The sequence below is a fragment of the Allobosea sp. P4_H5 genome, from assembly GCF_056400825.1.
Genome location: NZ_JBFUKM010000001.1, coordinates 522,704 through 538,249 on the forward strand (window position 1 = coordinate 522,704; position 15,546 = coordinate 538,249).

Annotated in this window: 15 protein-coding genes and 1 tRNA gene; 8 read left to right on the forward strand and 8 right to left on the reverse strand. The window is 67.5% G+C overall.

The genetic code is table 11. The features are described 5' to 3' along the window. The first annotated feature begins 71 nt into the window (after positions 1-71). Positions 72-146: transfer RNA gene (locus tag AC1DS0_RS02505), tRNA-Glu, on the forward strand. A gap of 66 nt (positions 147-212) precedes the next feature. Here the strand turns inward: AC1DS0_RS02505 and AC1DS0_RS02510 are convergent. Then, the gene (locus AC1DS0_RS02510) at positions 213-1,898 is read right to left on the reverse strand and encodes a hypothetical protein (protein ID WP_476812800.1); all 1,686 of its coding nucleotides are present in this window, start codon (positions 1,896-1,898) and stop codon (positions 213-215) included. A gap of 244 nt (positions 1,899-2,142) precedes the next feature. Between AC1DS0_RS02510 and AC1DS0_RS02515 the strand changes: the two genes are divergently transcribed. Both AC1DS0_RS02515 and AC1DS0_RS02520 read left to right on the forward strand, forming a co-directional pair. Then, positions 2,143-3,114: an AEC family transporter gene (locus AC1DS0_RS02515; RefSeq protein WP_476812801.1), complete on the forward strand. Its 972-nt coding sequence runs from the start codon at positions 2,143-2,145 to the stop codon at positions 3,112-3,114. Between the two features lie 34 nt (positions 3,115-3,148). Then, positions 3,149-4,252 carry a CaiB/BaiF CoA transferase family protein gene (locus AC1DS0_RS02520; RefSeq protein WP_476812802.1) on the forward strand — a complete coding sequence of 368 codons (1,104 nt, stop codon included), beginning with the start codon at positions 3,149-3,151 and terminating at the stop codon, positions 4,250-4,252. A 3-nt stretch (positions 4,253-4,255) separates the two neighbouring features. On the opposite strand, the gene AC1DS0_RS02525 is transcribed toward AC1DS0_RS02520, so the two are convergent. Together AC1DS0_RS02525 and AC1DS0_RS02530 are read right to left on the reverse strand one after the other, a co-directional pair. Beyond that, entirely contained in the window at positions 4,256-5,428 is a 1,173-nt protein-coding gene (locus AC1DS0_RS02525) for a UbiH/UbiF family hydroxylase (protein ID WP_476812803.1), read from the reverse strand. Positions 5,429-5,480: 52 nt separating this feature from the next. Continuing rightward, positions 5,481-7,175, reverse strand: a complete 1,695-nt coding sequence (locus tag AC1DS0_RS02530; protein ID WP_476812804.1) for a SulP family inorganic anion transporter — start codon at positions 7,173-7,175, stop codon at positions 5,481-5,483. 128 nt (positions 7,176-7,303) lie between these two features. Here AC1DS0_RS02530 and AC1DS0_RS02535 point away from each other — a divergent pair, with 128 nt between their 5' ends. Both AC1DS0_RS02535 and AC1DS0_RS02540 read left to right on the forward strand, forming a co-directional pair. Continuing rightward, positions 7,304-8,275 (forward strand): quinone oxidoreductase family protein, encoded by a 972-nt coding sequence (locus AC1DS0_RS02535; RefSeq protein WP_476812805.1) that lies wholly within the window; start codon positions 7,304-7,306, stop codon positions 8,273-8,275. 152 nt (positions 8,276-8,427) lie between these two features. Then, on the forward strand, positions 8,428-8,640 hold the full coding sequence (locus AC1DS0_RS02540) for a hypothetical protein (RefSeq protein ID WP_476812806.1): 213 nt from the start codon (positions 8,428-8,430) through the stop codon (positions 8,638-8,640). On the opposite strand, the gene rimO is transcribed toward AC1DS0_RS02540, so the two are convergent. After that, a complete protein-coding gene (rimO, locus tag AC1DS0_RS02545) occupies positions 8,641-9,960 on the reverse strand; it encodes a 30S ribosomal protein S12 methylthiotransferase RimO (RefSeq protein ID WP_476812807.1) in 1,320 nt (439 codons plus the stop codon). Between the two features lie 199 nt (positions 9,961-10,159). Between rimO and AC1DS0_RS02550 the strand changes: the two genes are divergently transcribed. Next, on the forward strand, positions 10,160-10,453 hold the full coding sequence (locus AC1DS0_RS02550) for a hypothetical protein (protein WP_476812808.1): 294 nt from the start codon (positions 10,160-10,162) through the stop codon (positions 10,451-10,453). An 8-nt stretch (positions 10,454-10,461) separates the two neighbouring features. Here AC1DS0_RS02550 and AC1DS0_RS02555 read toward each other — a convergent pair whose 3' ends face one another. Beyond that, a complete protein-coding gene (locus AC1DS0_RS02555) occupies positions 10,462-11,811 on the reverse strand; it encodes a sensor histidine kinase (protein ID WP_476812809.1) in 1,350 nt (449 codons plus the stop codon). 2 nt (positions 11,812-11,813) lie between these two features. Continuing rightward, on the reverse strand, positions 11,814-12,494 hold the full coding sequence (locus tag AC1DS0_RS02560; protein ID WP_476813078.1) for a response regulator transcription factor: 681 nt from the start codon (positions 12,492-12,494) through the stop codon (positions 11,814-11,816). 178 nt (positions 12,495-12,672) lie between these two features. Here AC1DS0_RS02560 and AC1DS0_RS02565 point away from each other — a divergent pair, with 178 nt between their 5' ends. Continuing rightward, entirely contained in the window at positions 12,673-13,320 is a 648-nt protein-coding gene (locus AC1DS0_RS02565; protein WP_476812810.1) for a class I SAM-dependent methyltransferase, read from the forward strand. A 363-nt stretch (positions 13,321-13,683) separates the two neighbouring features. Beyond that, positions 13,684-14,214: a hypothetical protein gene (locus AC1DS0_RS02570; protein WP_476812811.1), complete on the forward strand. Its 531-nt coding sequence runs from the start codon at positions 13,684-13,686 to the stop codon at positions 14,212-14,214. Between the two features lie 9 nt (positions 14,215-14,223). Here the strand turns inward: AC1DS0_RS02570 and AC1DS0_RS02575 are convergent, their stop codons facing one another. Both AC1DS0_RS02575 and AC1DS0_RS02580 read right to left on the reverse strand, forming a co-directional pair. Then, a complete protein-coding gene (locus tag AC1DS0_RS02575) occupies positions 14,224-15,111 on the reverse strand; it encodes a sulfurtransferase (RefSeq protein ID WP_476812812.1) in 888 nt (295 codons plus the stop codon). Next, positions 15,108-15,545 (reverse strand): OsmC family protein, encoded by a 438-nt coding sequence (locus tag AC1DS0_RS02580; protein WP_476812813.1) that lies wholly within the window; start codon positions 15,543-15,545, stop codon positions 15,108-15,110. Before AC1DS0_RS02580 ends, AC1DS0_RS02575 begins: the two co-directional genes overlap by 4 nt. Position 15,546 lies beyond the last annotated feature (1 nt).

Here is a 15,546-nt window from a genome sequence, read left to right on the forward strand (position 1 = left end):
CGGGGTTGCCCAAGCTTCGCCGGGACACTATAGCTCGCCCCGCCTCGCAAGAGCGCTTCGCGCTCAGGCCCGCGGTCTTCGTCTATCGGTTAGGACACCAGCCTTTCACGCTGGGGAGACGGGTTCGACTCCCGTAGACCGCGCCATTCTCGCCAGCGCTACAAGCATTGCGACGCGACCTGGCAATCGTCGCCTCGGCTTTCCGAGATCGGCTACTTCCTCAGATACATGTCCCAGCAGGGCGACAGCGCGACGAGCTGGCGGCCTTCCAGGGCCTGGGCGAACTGCGCCCAGATCGCCGCCCGCTTGACCTCGTAGGGGCATTTGGGCCGCATGATCGCGTCGATGTCGCGCAGAGCCTCCAGCATCTCGCGCGTGACCTTCGGATTGGTGCGCTCGGTATCGATGCCGAGCGCGACGTGCTGCGGGGCGGCGCGGCCGAGCAGATGGTTGAACGGGTTGACGAAATCGAGAGCGAAGAAGCCGTTCAGCTGGCGACGATTCGCCGCCTCCCAGCGCTTGATCGCATCGAGCCCCTGCTGCACTTCGAGCAGCCAGGTCGCCTGGTGATCGATCTCCGAGAACAAGGTCGCCGACGGCAGCAGGCCCTGGCGAGCAAGGTCTTCGTAGGCCTCTTTGTATTTCGGATAGTGGTCGATCTGGGCTATCGCCCGCTGTGCGAGTTCAGGCTTGAGGCTGACGCGGCCGAGCGGTCCGACATCCGGCACCTCCAGCGCCTGGTAGCGCGGCGCGGCGATCAGCGCCCGTGCGCCCCGCTCCAGGAAGATCACGGCGCTGGGCAGCCAGACGGCCATGACGAGCATCAGCACCCACGGGCGCAGCTGGTCGCCGGACCTGTGGTGATGGTCCTTGAGGATCAGGATCAGGACCGGCCAGAGCCCGATGAATTCGAGCGATCCGCTGTTCTGCGTCTCGCCGAGGACCAGGGCGAAGAGGCTTGCGCTCAGCCAGCCCAGCGGCGAGGTCAGCAGGCTCGCCGGCGACAGCCTGTCTCTCCGAGCCGTGTAGGCAAGGACGCCGATCAGCGCCAGGCAGGGCGCGATCACATTGAACTTGATCGAGCCCAGCGTCAGGAAACGCCGCAGGAACGAGGCGGAGTTGAGCATGGCGAGGTCGATGATGTCCTCGACATAGGCATAGACCACGCCGGTCGCGAATTCGATCAGGCCCAGGCACGCTATGACCGCGCCGGCGGCGATCGTCGCATCGCGAAAACGCATGCGCCCGGCCAGGACCGCATAGCCGACGAGGGCGGCGCCCGATACCGGGCCCGTGACCTTGACCAGGAACAGCGAGACCATCAGCGCCGCGACGAGCGTCGTCAGCAGGATCCGGCTTTCGACGAAGAGGAGCGCCGCCAGCAGCAGATAAAGCAGCAGGGCGACATGGCGGTTGTAGTAGCCGAACCCGTCGAAGCCGGGCGACGGGTAGAGGCTATGAAGATTGATCGGCAGCGAGGTCAGGAACAGGAACGGTATGACGATCGCCAGCGCCAGCTTGCGCGAGCGTGCGCCGATGTCCCAGGCGATCAGCGCAGCGATCGGCAGCGAGATCGGCACGATCGCCCAGTTGGCGAGCAGGGCCGGCTGCGCCTGCGGGAACAGCGCCTTGATCCCGGCGGTGAGATAGAAGCCGAGCGGACCGATCGAGGTGAAGAAGTCGATATTGGGAATCTGGCCCTGCCGGATGCGCTGGGCAGCGTCGAGATAGATGTCCGTATCCCAGTAGTTCGGCCCGAGAGGCAGACGGATCGGGAGCGCGAGCCCCAGGATCACCATCACCAGGAACGCCACGATCCAGAAGGTCGGAGACGTGATCGAATATCGCCAGACTGCCCCGGACACCGGACTACCTGTCGCCGCTTGAGAGCCGCTCATCATCGCCTGTTCCATGAGCCATTCAGGGAACATGGCAGAAATATGTTACCCGATCGCTTCCAGCTTTGTCGAAAGCTGCAATTTTTAGTTGCATGAAGCGCGGGGGCGGAACTCGGGCAGCGGGCTCATCGCAACGGCGTTCTGCAGCCGGCGCAGGGATGTGCGTCCCTGCCGGGTTCTCAGGCACCGACGCCCATCTTATAAGGCGGCGCCGTCGCCATCGTCGGTCGAGCGAGAATGCCGCATGGCCGACATCGCCAGCCTGTTCAATCTGGTCGCGCCCTTCTTCGGGCTGATCCTGCTCGGCTTCCTGATCGGCCGCTACAAGCGCCTGCCGGGCGAGGGGCTCGCCTGGATGCAGTTCTTCCTGATCTATGTCGCGCTGCCTTGCCTGTTCTACCGGCTGATCGCCGACAAGCCGTTGAGCGAGTTGACGAACTGGCGCTTCGTCGCGGTGACGACGCTCGCGACGTTTTGCGCCTTCGTGCTCTCCTTTGCGCTCGGCTGGCGCCATACCCATGGCGACATGCCGCAGGCAGTGATGCAGGGCGTCGCCGGCTCCTATTCCAATATCGGCTATATGGGCCCGCCGCTGATCCTGGCGGCCCTGGGGCCGGCAGCCAGCGCCCCGGTCGTGCTGATCTTCGTCTTCGACAACCTGCTGCTGTTCTCGCTGATCCCGTTCCTGATGGCCCTGGCCGGCGTCGAGAAGCGCAGCTTCGCCGCAACGGCGGCCGAGGTGATCCGGCGGGTCGTCACCCATCCCTTCAATGTCGCGACCGTCGCCGGCGTACTCGCGGCCTTCCTCAAGCTCGAACTGCCGACCGCGATCGACAAGATGACGCTCTGGCTCTCGCAGGCGGCCGCACCTTGCGCGCTCTTCCTGCTGGGGGTGACGGTGGCGTTGCAGCCGATACGGCAGATGCCGAGCGAGCTGCCCTGGCTCGTTGCCATCAAACTGCTGCTGCACCCGCTGCTGGTCTGGCTGCTGCTCTCGGGCCTCGGCGATTTCTCAGCGCCCTGGGTCTATGCCGCCGTGATCATGGCGGCGTTGCCGCCGGCGCTGAACATCTTCGTGATCTCGACTCAATATCGCGTCGGCATCGAGCGCGCCTCGGCCTGCATCCTCGTCGGCACCATCGTCTCGACGGTGACGCTGACGGGCTTCCTGTGGCTGGTGAAGACAGGCAGGATGCCGGCAGACCTGTTCCACTGAGGGCCCATAAGGGCCTGCCTTTCCGGGCCCATCGATGCAGCCGCTCTCCGATCTCCTCGTCCTCGATTTCTCGACTTTGCTGCCTGGTCCACTGGCGAGCCTCTTCCTCGCCGAGGCGGGGGCCCGCGTGATCCGGATCGAACGGCCGGATGGCGAGGACATGCGCCGCTTCCCGCCGCGCTTCGGCGAGACCTCGGCCCCCTTCGCCGCGCTCAACCGCGGCAAGCAGAGCCTCGCCATCGATCTCAAGACGCCAGATGCGCTGGAACGGCTGACCCCGCTGATCCAGCAGGCCGACATCGTGATCGAGCAGTTTCGCCCCGGCGTGATGGCGCGTCTCGGCTTCGGCTACGAGGCGCTCAAGGCGCTCAACCCGCGACTGGTCTACTGCTCGATCAGCGGCTACGGCCAGGACGGCCCGCGCGCCTCGCAGGCCGGCCACGACATCAACTACCAGGCGATCGGCGGCCTGCTCGGCCAGTCGCTCGCACCCGGCAGGCAGGCGCCGTTGCCGCCGACCCTGGTCGCCGACATCGCCGGCGGCGCCATGCCGGCGGTGATCAACATCCTGCTCGCCTTGCGCGAGCGCGACCGCGCCGGCCAGGGCTGCCATCTCGACATCGCCATGACCGATGCGATGCTCGCTTTCTCCTGGTACGCATTGGCACAGGGACAAGCCGCCGGCCGCTATCCCAATGGCGGGGAGGGGCTGCTGACCGGCGCCAGCCCGCGCTATGGCCTCTATGCCACCGAAGATGGCTGGTTCCTCGCCGTCGGCGCGATCGAGGAGAAATTCTGGACCAGCTTCTGCGAGGGCATCGGCCTCGACGCCGAATTGCGCGACGACCGGCGCGACCCGGCAGCGACACAGGCCGCAATCACCACGATCATCGCGTCCCGGCCAGCCGCTCATTGGCGGGAAACGATCGAACCGCTCGATTGCTGCTGCACGGTGGCCAGGACGCTCGACGAAGCCTTGGCCGATCCGCAGCTGACCGCGCGCGGCCTGTTCGACCGACAGGTCGAGGAACCGGGTGGGCGGCGCATGGTGTCGACGCCGCTGCCGCTCGCGCCTGTCTTCCGCGATGCCGCGCCGGCACTGCGGACAAGCCCGCCGGTCGGCGATTACGAGATCTGAAACTCAGCCCGCCGCCGTACCGCCGGCCAGCCCCTGCCGCATCACCAGCCGGCGTAAGGGCGCGATCCGCGACAGCGCCAGCAGCCCGGCGCCGCGCATCAGGTCGGCCGGCAGCAGGTCGGTCAGCAAGGTCCGGTTGAGCGCATCGACCGCACCGGTGCGCAGGCGCACGTCAGCCTGGCGCGAACGATCATAGGCTGACAGCGCCTCGACCTCGCCGGGATCATCCGCCCCGGCGACGACATCGCGCAGCGCCGCGACGTCGCGCAGGCCGAGATTGAGCCCCTGCGCCCCGATCGGCGGGAAGACATGCGCGGCCTCGCCGATCAGCGCCATGCGCGCCGCGGCGAAACGATCGACCGAGAGCCCGCCCATCGGCACGCGCCCGCGTGGGCCTGCGAGCGTCAGCGCGCCGAGGATCGAATGGGTCCGGCGTTCGACCGCGCGGGCGAAGGCGAGGTCGTCCATGCCGGCGAGCCGGTCCGCGTCATGCGGCTCGACCAGCCAGACCAGCGAGGAGCGCCGGCCCGACATCGGCACCAGCGTGCAGGGTCCCGAGCGGGTGTGGAATTCGGTCGAGGCGTCCTGATGTTCGCGGCGATGGCACAGGATCGCCGTCAGCGCCACCTGTGGATAGCTCCAGTCACGCGTCGTGATGCCGGCAGCCTCACGAACCCGCGACTTGCGACCATCGGCACCAACCACGAGGCGTGCGTGGACCGGTGTGAAACCTTCGCCCGCCAGCTTGACGCTGTCAGCGCCTGCCGCGATCTCCGTCACCGCCTGTGGGATCATGCGGATACGCGGCTCGGCCGCCGCCTTTGCCGCCATCGCCTCGACCAGCACGGCATTCTCGATATTCCAGCCGAAGGCCGGCAGGCCAAGCTCGGCCGCCTTGAATTCGACCGGTGGCTGCCGGAACAGGCTGCCGGTATCGTCGACCATCCGCATCAGCGCAAGCGGCGCGGCGAGCGGGTCCAGCGCCTGCGTCAGGTCGAGCGCCTCGAGCAGCCGCCAGGAGCCGTCGAGCAAGGCGACGGTGCGTCCGTCGCGCGGCGCAGCTGCCTGCCCGAACAGCACGACCTGCCGCCCGGCAGCGGCGAGCGCGAGCGCTGCCGCGAGCCCGACCGCACCGGCCCCGACGATAGCGATGTCGCAATGCTGCTGGTCCGTCATGGCCTTTCGGTAGCCGATGCCGGCGCCGCTGGCGAGCGCGCCCTTGCCGCAGCTATCCCCAGACCACGCCCTTGCCGGGCTTCTGGGCGATCTCCCGGAACGAGACGATCCGCTCGTCGATGCCCTCATGGCCGAGCACGGCGCGGACCTGCCGACCGGCGCCGCGGATCTCGACGGCCGAGCCATGGCGCAGCGCCTTGTCGATCATCGCCTTGAGCGAGACCGCCGCGCTTGAATCGGCGAAGGGCACGCCGGAGAGATCGAGCACGATCCGCTCGGGGAAGGGGCCGACCCGGTCGAGCACGGTCGCGACATGGCTGCTGGCGCCAAAGAAGAGCGGGCCGGTGATCTTGTAGTGGAAGGTCTCGCCGTTGCCGTTGCCATTCGCCTGCAGCTCGTCATGGCCTGCTTCGTCATAGTCGACGAGGCCTGCGTCCATGCCGGCCTCGACCGTGACGATATTGGCCATGCGGTGCATGAAGATCAGCGACCCCAGCACGACGCCGACGCCGATCCCGACCATCAGGTCCTCGAAGACCACCAGCAGGAAGGTCGAAAGCAGCACGAGCGAGTCGGCGCGCGAATGCCTGAGGATCGCGGCGAAGGCGGCCTTCTCGGCCATGTTCCAGGCGACGACGGCAAGCACGCCGGCGAGCGCCGCCAGCGGGATGTACGAGGCGAGCGGCGCCGCGACCAGCATGAACAGCAGCACGAAGGCCGCATGAAACATCCCTGCGACCGGCGTGACGCCGCCGGCACGGATATTCGTCGCGGTGCGGGCGATCGTACCGGTGACGCAGATGCCGCCGAACAGGGGCGAGCCGATATTGGCGACGCCCTGCGCCACGAGCTCCATGTTCGAACGATGCCGGCGCCCGCTCATCCCGTCGGCAACCACGGCCGAGAGCAGCGATTCGATGCCGCCCAGCACCGCGATCGAGAGCGCGGCCGGCAGCACCGCGATCAGCTTGTCGAGGCTGAAGGCCGGCAGATGCGGAGCGGGCAGGGTGCGCGGAATGCCACCGAAGCGGCTGCCGATGGTCTCGACCGGCAAATTGAGCAGGAAGGTCGCGGCGGCGGCGAACGCGACCGCAATCAGCAGCCCCGGCCAACTCGGCCGCCAGCGCCTCACCGCCAGGATCGTCGCGATGGTCAGGGCCGAAAGGACGAGCGCCGCCGGGTTCAGCGTGCCGAGCGCGGCCATGAGCGCCTGCAGCTTCGGGATCAGCGCCGCCGGCTCCTTGCCGGGCAGCGTCAGCCCCAGGAGGTCGCGGACCTGGCTGGCGAAGATGATGATGGCGATGCCGGTGGTGAAGCCGACCAGTACCGGATGCGGGATGTACTTGATGTAGGTGCCGAGCCGCAGCAGCCCGACCGCGATCAGCATGGCGCCGGCCAGCATGGTGGCGAGCAGCAGCCCGTCGAAGCCGTGCTGATCGATCGTCGCGGCGACGAGGACGATGAAGGCGCCCGCCGGCCCGCCGATCTGGTGACGGCTCCCACTCAACGCCGAGACGAGGAAGCCGCCGATGATCGCGGTGAACAGCCCGGCGGCCGGCGTCGCGCCGCTGGCGATGGCGATCGCCATGGAAAGTGGCAGCGCGACGATCGCGACCGTCAGTCCTGAAAGCGCGTCGGCCCGCATGCGGGCGAGGCCGTAGCCTTCGCGCAGGGCAGAGATCAGCTTGGGCGTGAAGGCCTCGCGCAGGATCGGATGGCCGCCGAGATGAGCGCCTTGCCTGTTCATGTCAGAGACCGATCATGCAGTGATGCCAGACCGACTCGGCGTTTGCGCGGGTCTGCCGTGCAGTGCAGCCGTTGCGCCGGAGGAAGGCAAGTCCCTATCGTTGCGGCCATCGACATCAGGAGATCGCCATGGCGAAAGCAATCCGCGTACACAAGACCGGTGGCCCCGAGGTTCTGCAGCTCGAGGAGGTCAGCCTGCCGGCGCCGGGGGCGGGCGAGATCCTGATCCGCAACCGCGCCATCGGCCTCAACTTCATCGACACCTATTTCCGCACCGGCCTCTACCCCGCGCCGCTGCCGTTCACGCTCGGCAACGAATCGGCCGGCGACGTACTCGCGGTCGGCCCCGGCGTCACGGAATTCAAGCCGGGCGACCGTATCGCCGTCGTCGCCGCCCATGGCGCCTATGCCGAGGAGCGCATCGTTCCGGCTTCAGCCGTGGTCGCGCTGCCCGACAACGTCTCCTATGAGGCCGCGGCGAGCATGCTGCTGAAGGGGCTGACCGCCGAATACCTTCTCCACCGCACCTATCCGGTGAAGACGGGCGACACGATCCTGGTCCATGCCGCGGCGGGCGGCACCGGCTCGATCCTCTGCCAATGGGGCAAGGCGCTGGGCGCGACCGTGATCGGCACTGTCGGCAGCAAGGAGAAGGCCGAGCTCGCCAAGGCGAACAAGGCCGACCATGTCATCCTCTACCGCGACGAGGACGTTCCGGCGCGGGTCAAGGAGATCACCGGCGGCAAGCTCTGCAACGTCGTCTATGACGGCGTCGGCAAGGACACTTTCATGGGCTCGCTCGACTCGCTGCGGCCGTTCGGCCTGCTGGCGAGCTTCGGCAACGCCTCGGGCGCGGTCGAGGCCTTCAATCTCGGCATCCTCTCGGCAAAGGGCTCCCTCTACGTCACCCGCCCGACGATGAACACGCACACGGCCAACCGCGAGACGCTGGTCGCAATGGCGAAGAACCTGTTCGAGGCAGTCGGCTCCGGCAAGGTCGCCGTCGCGATCAACGCCCGCTTCGCGTTGAAGGACGCCGCCGAGGCGCATCGCGCGCTGGAAGGACGCGGCACCACCGGCTCGACCGTGATCATCCCGTAACTCTCACCGGTCCTGACGAACAGCAGACGGCCGCCTTCAAGGGCGCCGTTTCCGTTTCAGAAGAAAAAAACGAAAGCCTCGAAACCCAAAAGCGAAAGCGCACCTGGAGCCGGCAAAGCAGGGCCAAGAACAAGAACTTTGGTCCTTACGTCATGTCCCCGTTTCTTCGCCGCGTCGGTTTCATCCTCTCCTTCGCCATCATCGCGATGGCGCTCCAGGCGCAGCTCTCCGCCCGTCCGACGCTCCAGCTCGCCACGCAGGTCAGCGATGCCCAGGTCGTCTTCGAGAAGTCGTCCAGGCCCCGCACCGGCCGGGTCACCCAGTTGCGCCGGATGCCGCGGCCTGTGCCGGCCGAGCTTGCCTGATCAGACCGCCATGCCGTGCAGATCGTAGGCGTCGGCACGCTCGATCTTGACCGTGACGATATCGCCGGGCCGAAGCGGTCGGCGGCTCGAGACATAGACGTTGCCGTCGATCTCCGGCGCATCCCATTTCGAGCGGCCCTTGGCGACGGTCGGGCCGGCTTCGTCGATGATCACCGGGATGCGCTTGCCGACGCGGCCCTTGACGATGCGGGCCGAGACCTCGGCCTGCGTCTTCATGAAGCGATGCCAGCGCGCCTCCTTCTCGTCCTCCGCGACCAGCGGCAAGCCGAGATCATTGGCGGTCGCGCCCTTGACCGGCTCATATTTGAAGCAGCCGACCCGCTCCAGCTTCGCTTCCTTCAGCCAGTCGAGCAGGAAGTCGACGTCGTCCTCGGTCTCGCCGGGGAAGCCGACGATGAAGGTCGAGCGGATGGCGAGGTCGGGGCAGATCTCGCGCCACTTCCTGATCCGCTCCAGCGTCTTCTCGTGATGGGCCGGCCGGCGCATCGCCTTCAGCACGGAAGGCGAGGCATGCTGGAACGGGATGTCGAGATAGGGCAGCACGTTGCCCTCCGCCATCAGCGGGATGACCTCGTCGACATGCGGGTAGGGGTAGACATAGTGCATCCGCACCCAGACGCCCATCTGGCCGAGCTCGCGCGCCAGCTCGAAGAAGCGGGTGCGAACCTCGCGATCCTTCCAGATCGACGGCGCATACTTGATGTCGAGCCCATAGGCGCTGGTGTCCTGCGAGATCACCAGCAGTTCCTTAACGCCGGCCTTGACCAGCTTCTCGGCCTCGCGCAGCACATCGCCGATCGGCCGCGAGACCAGGTCGCCGCGCAATTTCGGGATGATGCAGAAGCTGCAGCGATTGTTGCAACCTTCTGAAATCTTTAGGTACGCGTAATGCCGCGGTGTCAGCTTGATGCCCTGGTCCGGGACCAGGTCGAGGAAGGGGTCGTGCTTGGGCGGCACGGCCTGGTGCACCGCCGAGACGACGCTCTCATAGGCCTGCGGGCCGGTGATCGCGAGCAGGTTCGGGAAGGCGTCGCGGATCTGCTCGGGCTCGGCGCCCATGCAGCCGGTGACGATGACCTTGCCGTTCTCGGCCATGGCCGAGCCGATCGCCTCGAGCGATTCCTGCTTGGCGCTGTCGAGGAAGCCGCAGGTGTTGACGATGACGACGTCGGCGCCCGCATGGCTCTTGCTGAGCTCATAGCCCTCGGAGCGCAGCGAGGTGATGATGCGTTCGGAGTCGACGAGCGCCTTCGGGCACCCGAGGGAGACGAACGAGATTTTCGGCGCGACGGCGTTCATCGGCGGCGGGACTCTGAAAACGGAGCAAGGGAAGGGCGCGGCGAGGCCGGCGCGTTGGCGCCTCCTTTGATCCTTTTTGGTCGATTTTGCAACTCGCCTCGCTTGCGGCACCACCCACCCAACGGCGCAAGGCTCCCTCAATCCTCGGCGGGAACAGTCATAGCCCTGAGAGGCAGGGCCTCTGTGACTGGAGACCGCAATGCGCAGGATTCGCACCATTTCGGGCATGGGCATCACCATGTTCGCCCTCTGGAACTCGCTCGCCTCGGCCCAAGGCGGGGAACGGCCCTATTCGCCTTGCCGTGACGGGCGCTTCAGCTCTGGACGGCCGATCGACTGCGAAGCGGAACTGCGGCGCCTGCGTCAGGGCCTGCCGGCCTACGATCCCTGCACCGACGGGCGCTACAGCCATGGCAGGCCGCGCGATTGCTATGCGGAGCTGCGCGCCTGGCGCTGGCGGGAGGAGGGGCAGGACCGTCGCTCCTGGAAATAGCCTCGTCCTCAGCCAGCTGGAGCCTGCCTGGGGAAGGTCATCCGCAGGCAGGCGCCGCCCGAGGCGGCATCGAGCGCGATCACCTCGCCGCCGTGACGATGCATGATCTCGCGGACGAGGTTGAGACCGAGGCCAAGCCCGCGGCTCTGTGAGCGCAGGCGGCTGAACGGCTCGAAGATATGCTCGCGCTGCTCCGATGGAATGCCGCCGCCCTCGTCGTTGACCTCGATCGTCGCGGCATCGACCCGGATTGCGATGGTTCCCGTGCGGCCGCCATGCTCGATCGCATTCTGGACAAGATTGGTCAGGGCGCGCTCGATCGCCGGGGCGTCGCCCCACACCGGGACCCTTTCGCTCGCCGCTGCGAATTCCATCTGATAGCCGGCGAGGAAGGCAAGCGGAGCAAGGTCGACCACCACCCGCTGCGCGAGCTCGGCGAGATCGAGCCGTGTGAACGAGGCAGCCTGCTGATCGAGCCTTTCTAGATCGAGCAATTGCTCCGTCACCGTCGCGAGACGGGTGACATCCTGCAGCAGGCGCGTCTTGTCGGGACCGGGGGGAAGCGATGCCAGCCGGGTCTGCAGGATCGCGACGGGCGTGCGCAGCTCATGGGCCGCGGCCGCCAGGAAGCGCTTGTGGCGCTCATGCCCCTTGTCGAGCCGTGCCAGCGCCGCGTTCACCGCCGAGACCAGCGGCACGACCTCGACCGGCACATTGTTCAGCGGCAGGCGAACCCCGCGCTGTTCGACCTCGATGCGCTGCGCTTGCGCCACTGCCTGGCCGAGGCCGGCGAGGGCGCTTCTCACCACCCAGGGCGTCACCAGCAGCGCTGCGGCGGCCATGACGGCAAGGACCGGCAGGACCTCCTTCAGCAGTACCAGGGCGATGCCTAGGACCATCAGGTAGGTCGAGATCGGAGTCTCGGTGCCGGTGACGATCTGGATCTCGCCGACTGCGCTCTGAACCCATCTGACGCGCGCCGTCGGCCGGGGCGGGTCGCCGATGTTCCAGCCCAGCCGGGCCTGGCCGACCTGATCGAGCGCGCTGCCGAGGGCGCCATATTCGGCCGGAACCGTCCCTTCCGACAGCTGCTGCCCGGCGCGGTCCCGGATGACGAACCAGAGATCGGGAGCCTGCGTCCGCATCCGCAAGAGCTCGCGCGTCGGGCGCAGCGCCAGCTGGTCGCCGGGACCGCGGGTCACGGCCCCACGCAACGTCTCGATCGTATTCTCTTCCGACCTGAAGCTCATCAGCACGCCGCTGGCGAACAGACCTGCGACGATCAGGACGACGACGATCGCCTGGAACCCCATCAGGCGCAGGACCAGCCGGCGTTCGAGCGAATGGGAACCAGCCATCGTCAGGCGGCTTCACGCAGCAGGTAGCCCACGCCCCGGATGCCGTCGATCACAGCTCCCGACGAGGCTTCGGCCAGCTTTCGGCGCAAGCGGGAGACATGCGTGTCGAGCGCGTTCGACTGGATGTCGTCGTCCAGGCCGAACACCGCCTCCATCAGAAAGCCGCGCACCACCATGCGCCCGGTCCGGCGGGCGAGTGCTTCGAGGACGAGCAGCTCGCGCCGCGGCATCACCAGCATCACTCCGCCAATGCGAGCCTCCCGATGCATGAAGTCGAAGGAGAGGTGCCCGATCCGAACAATGTCGGGCCGCAATTGTGGCGGACGACGCAGGATGGCGCGCAGCCGCGCCAGCAATTCCTCGAACGCAAAGGGCTTTCCAAGATAATCGTCGGCGCCGCCATCGAGGCCGAGAATCCGTTCGCCGAGATCGCCGCGCGCCGTCAGCACCAGCACGGGCACGGTGTCGCCGGCAGCCCGCAGCGTGCTGACCAAAGCGAGGCCGTCTCCATCCGGCAATTGGCGATCGAGCAGCACGGCATCATAGGCGCCCCGGCCTTCGCGCAACGCCGCCTCTGCCTCGGCCCGGGTCGGCAGGTGGTCGACCACCATGTCCTGGCGGGTCAGGGCGTCGCGCAAGGCCTGCGCCATCGCCGGCTCGTCCTCCACCAACAAGATGCGCAAGCCGCTTCCTCCCATCGTTCGCAAGCGGCTTGGAACAGGTTGATTGCGTCTGCATTGCAAAACGCGGGAAGTCGGTTCGGCCGCACGTCTCCTGTCGGCGCCGCCGATCATGACAGGCAGGCTCAATGCAGCCGCGTGATATCGGCAGGCCTGTCATCCGCTTGCGAGATTGCCTGCAATGCCGCCCAGATCCCTGTCCAATGCCGCCAATCCGACGCCGAGCGACGCCACAAGCCGGATACGCTCCGACGCCTGGTCCTTCTTTCGCGCCTGGCTGGAGGCGCCGCTACGCGTCGCGGCCGTCGCGCCATCGAGCACCGCTCTGGCCGAGCTGATCACGCGGGAGATCACACCGGCGACGGGGCCGGTGCTTGAGCTCGGGGCTGGCACTGGTTCCTTCACGCGCGCCCTGATCGCGCGCGGTATCGCCGAGAACGACCTCACCCTGGTCGAATTCGGTTCGGATTTCGCGCGGCTGCTCGAAATGCGTTTTCCCGCGGCAAGGGTGCGCTGGATGGATGCGGCCTGCCTGCGCGAGGCCAACCTGTTCGCTGGCCCGGTTGTCGGCGCGGTGATCAGCGGCATGCCGGTGCTGTCGATGTCACCGCGCAAGGTCATCGCCATCCTGAGGGGGGCGTTCGGCTATATGCGGCCGGGCGGCTCGTTCTACCAGTTCACCTATACGACGCGCTGCCCGATACCCGAGGCGATCCTTACGCGCCTCGGCCTGAAGGCGACGCGGATCGGCTCGACCTTGCGCAACCTGCCACCGGCAGCGGTCTATCGGATTTCGCGGCGGCCGCCATCGCCGCTGAGACTGGCATAGTGCTGGTCCCGAGGGGCCGAGACGAACAGGTGCAGCCGGGCCGGGAAATGGCGTGCCTGCTTCCTCTGGAACTTGCCCCTCCCAAGCGTCAGCGCGCCTTCAGATCGCGACGATGCTGTTCCTCGGCGCTTCCCTCGACAAGACCCGTGCAGCTCCCGCAACTCGGCGCGGCAGTTGCCTCGGCCGACGCATCTGGCAGCGCTGCGCAACAACCTTTGGGAGCGCTGTGCGAAAGGGACGGAAACAGAAACAAGCTCAAGAATGTTCACCGGGAGTCCGGCCGAGCAGGCCCCGCCGGAAGAAGCCTAACGCCCAGGCGCAACGGCATAAGTCGCCGCGCCAACCCCTTTGAGGAGACTGGCTATGGCTACGTTTTTCTCTCGTACCTCGCACCTGGTGTTGGTCGCGTGCTGCCTGTCCGCACCGTTGGCTTCCGCCGTTGCTGGCGAGGGCGGCGGAGGTGGTGGTGGGGGCGGTGGCGGCGATGACCGCTGGGCCGTGTTCCACAACCAGCCCCAGCTCGGGCAGACTGCGCGCAGCTATGGTCACGGCGGCCGGGCGGGTCGCGCCGCGGGCCCCCGCGCCGGCGGTGGCGCCATGCAGCATCAGGTCGGCGTCGCCTCGGCCGAGACCGTGTTGCCCGATGGCACGCGCATCCGCTCGATCGGCCTCGCCAGCGGCGACCGCTTCGTCACCACGATCACGCCGGATGGCATGATTCGCACCGGCTTCCGTCCGGCCGGGCAGCGCGCAAACCAACTAGGCGCCCCCAGCCGCACCACCTATAATCCGCAGACCGGTATCACCTCGACCTGGACCACCCAGGCCGACGGCACCCGCGTCGGCGTCCATGTCGACCGCCAGGGCAACCGCGCGGTCTCGACCAGCCGATAAGCGAGTTTCCTACCGGAGAGCTGGAGCTGCCGCTCGGGCGCCTCCAGCCTCGACTGGCCGCTCCGGGTCCTGCGTCCAGTCGGTCATCGAGCCATCGTAGAGCGAGACCTCCTCGCGCTCGAGCAACTCCGACATCACGAACCAGTTCAGCGACGCAGTGTGGCCGGTGTTGCAATAGGAGATCGCCGGGCCGTTCGGCACCGAGCCGAACAGCGTGCTGAGCTCTCCGGCAGGCTTGAACCGCCCGGTCGACGGATCGAAGGCCGCCGCGTAGTCGCGCGAGACGGCGCCGGGAATGTGCCCGGCGCGGGTGGCCTCGGCGGCCTTTTCCTTGCCCTCGAAATAGCTGGCCGAGCGGGCGTCGACGAGCGTCGCCAGCTTGCTGCGCGAGGCGACGAGCGTGGCGTCGGCGGTGCTGCGCAGCTTCTGCTGCACCACGACCGGGTAGGGCGAGGCGGAGGCCGGCTTGGACGACCCGGTCTCGATTGGCAGGCCGAGCGAGGTCTGCCAGCCCTTGAAACCACCATCCAGGATCGCCTGCTGGCCGTGGCCGATCAGCTTCAGCGTCCAGTAGACGCGCGTCGCGGCCGCAAGGTCGCTGGCGGTGAGGCCTGCCGGGACGATCACGACCTTGGTCGGCGGCGTCACGCCGAGCCGGCCCGCCAGCTCGGCGAGATGGTCGAGCGGCGGCAGCATGCCGGGCGCATTGCCGACCTTGGCGCGCCAGCCATCGGCGGCGTAGTCGCTGTGCACGGCACCGGGGATATGGCCGGCCTCGAAGGCCTGGCGCCCGCCCTCGGCAGCGGCGCGAATGTCGATGATGACGAGATCGGGCGAGCCCAGCGCTCCGGCCAGGACTTCGGGGGATACCAGCCCCGAGATCGGGATATCCGTCATTCAGCGGCCTCCTGTTGCAGTTCGTCGATGACCACCAGCGAAGTGCTCATCTCGGCGGTCGCCCCCAGCATGATCGAAGCGGAACAGTACTTTTCCTTCGACAATGTGACGGCGCGTTCGGCCTTGGCTCGCAACAGGCCACGACCACTGACGCGATAGGCGATGTTGATCTTGGTGAAGACCTTGGGGTCCTCGGTCGCGCGCTCGGCCTCGACCTCGACCTCGCAGCCGGTCACGGCCTCACGGCCCTTCTTCAGGATCTGCACAACGTCGAAGCCGGTGCAGCCGGCGAGCCCGATCAGCAGCATCTCCATCGGCCGGATGCCGATATTGCGGCCGCCATACTCAGGCGCACCGTCCATGACCACTGCATGGCCGCTGCCGGCTTCGCCCAGGAAGGCCATGCCCTCGACCCATTTCGCTCGTGCCTTCATG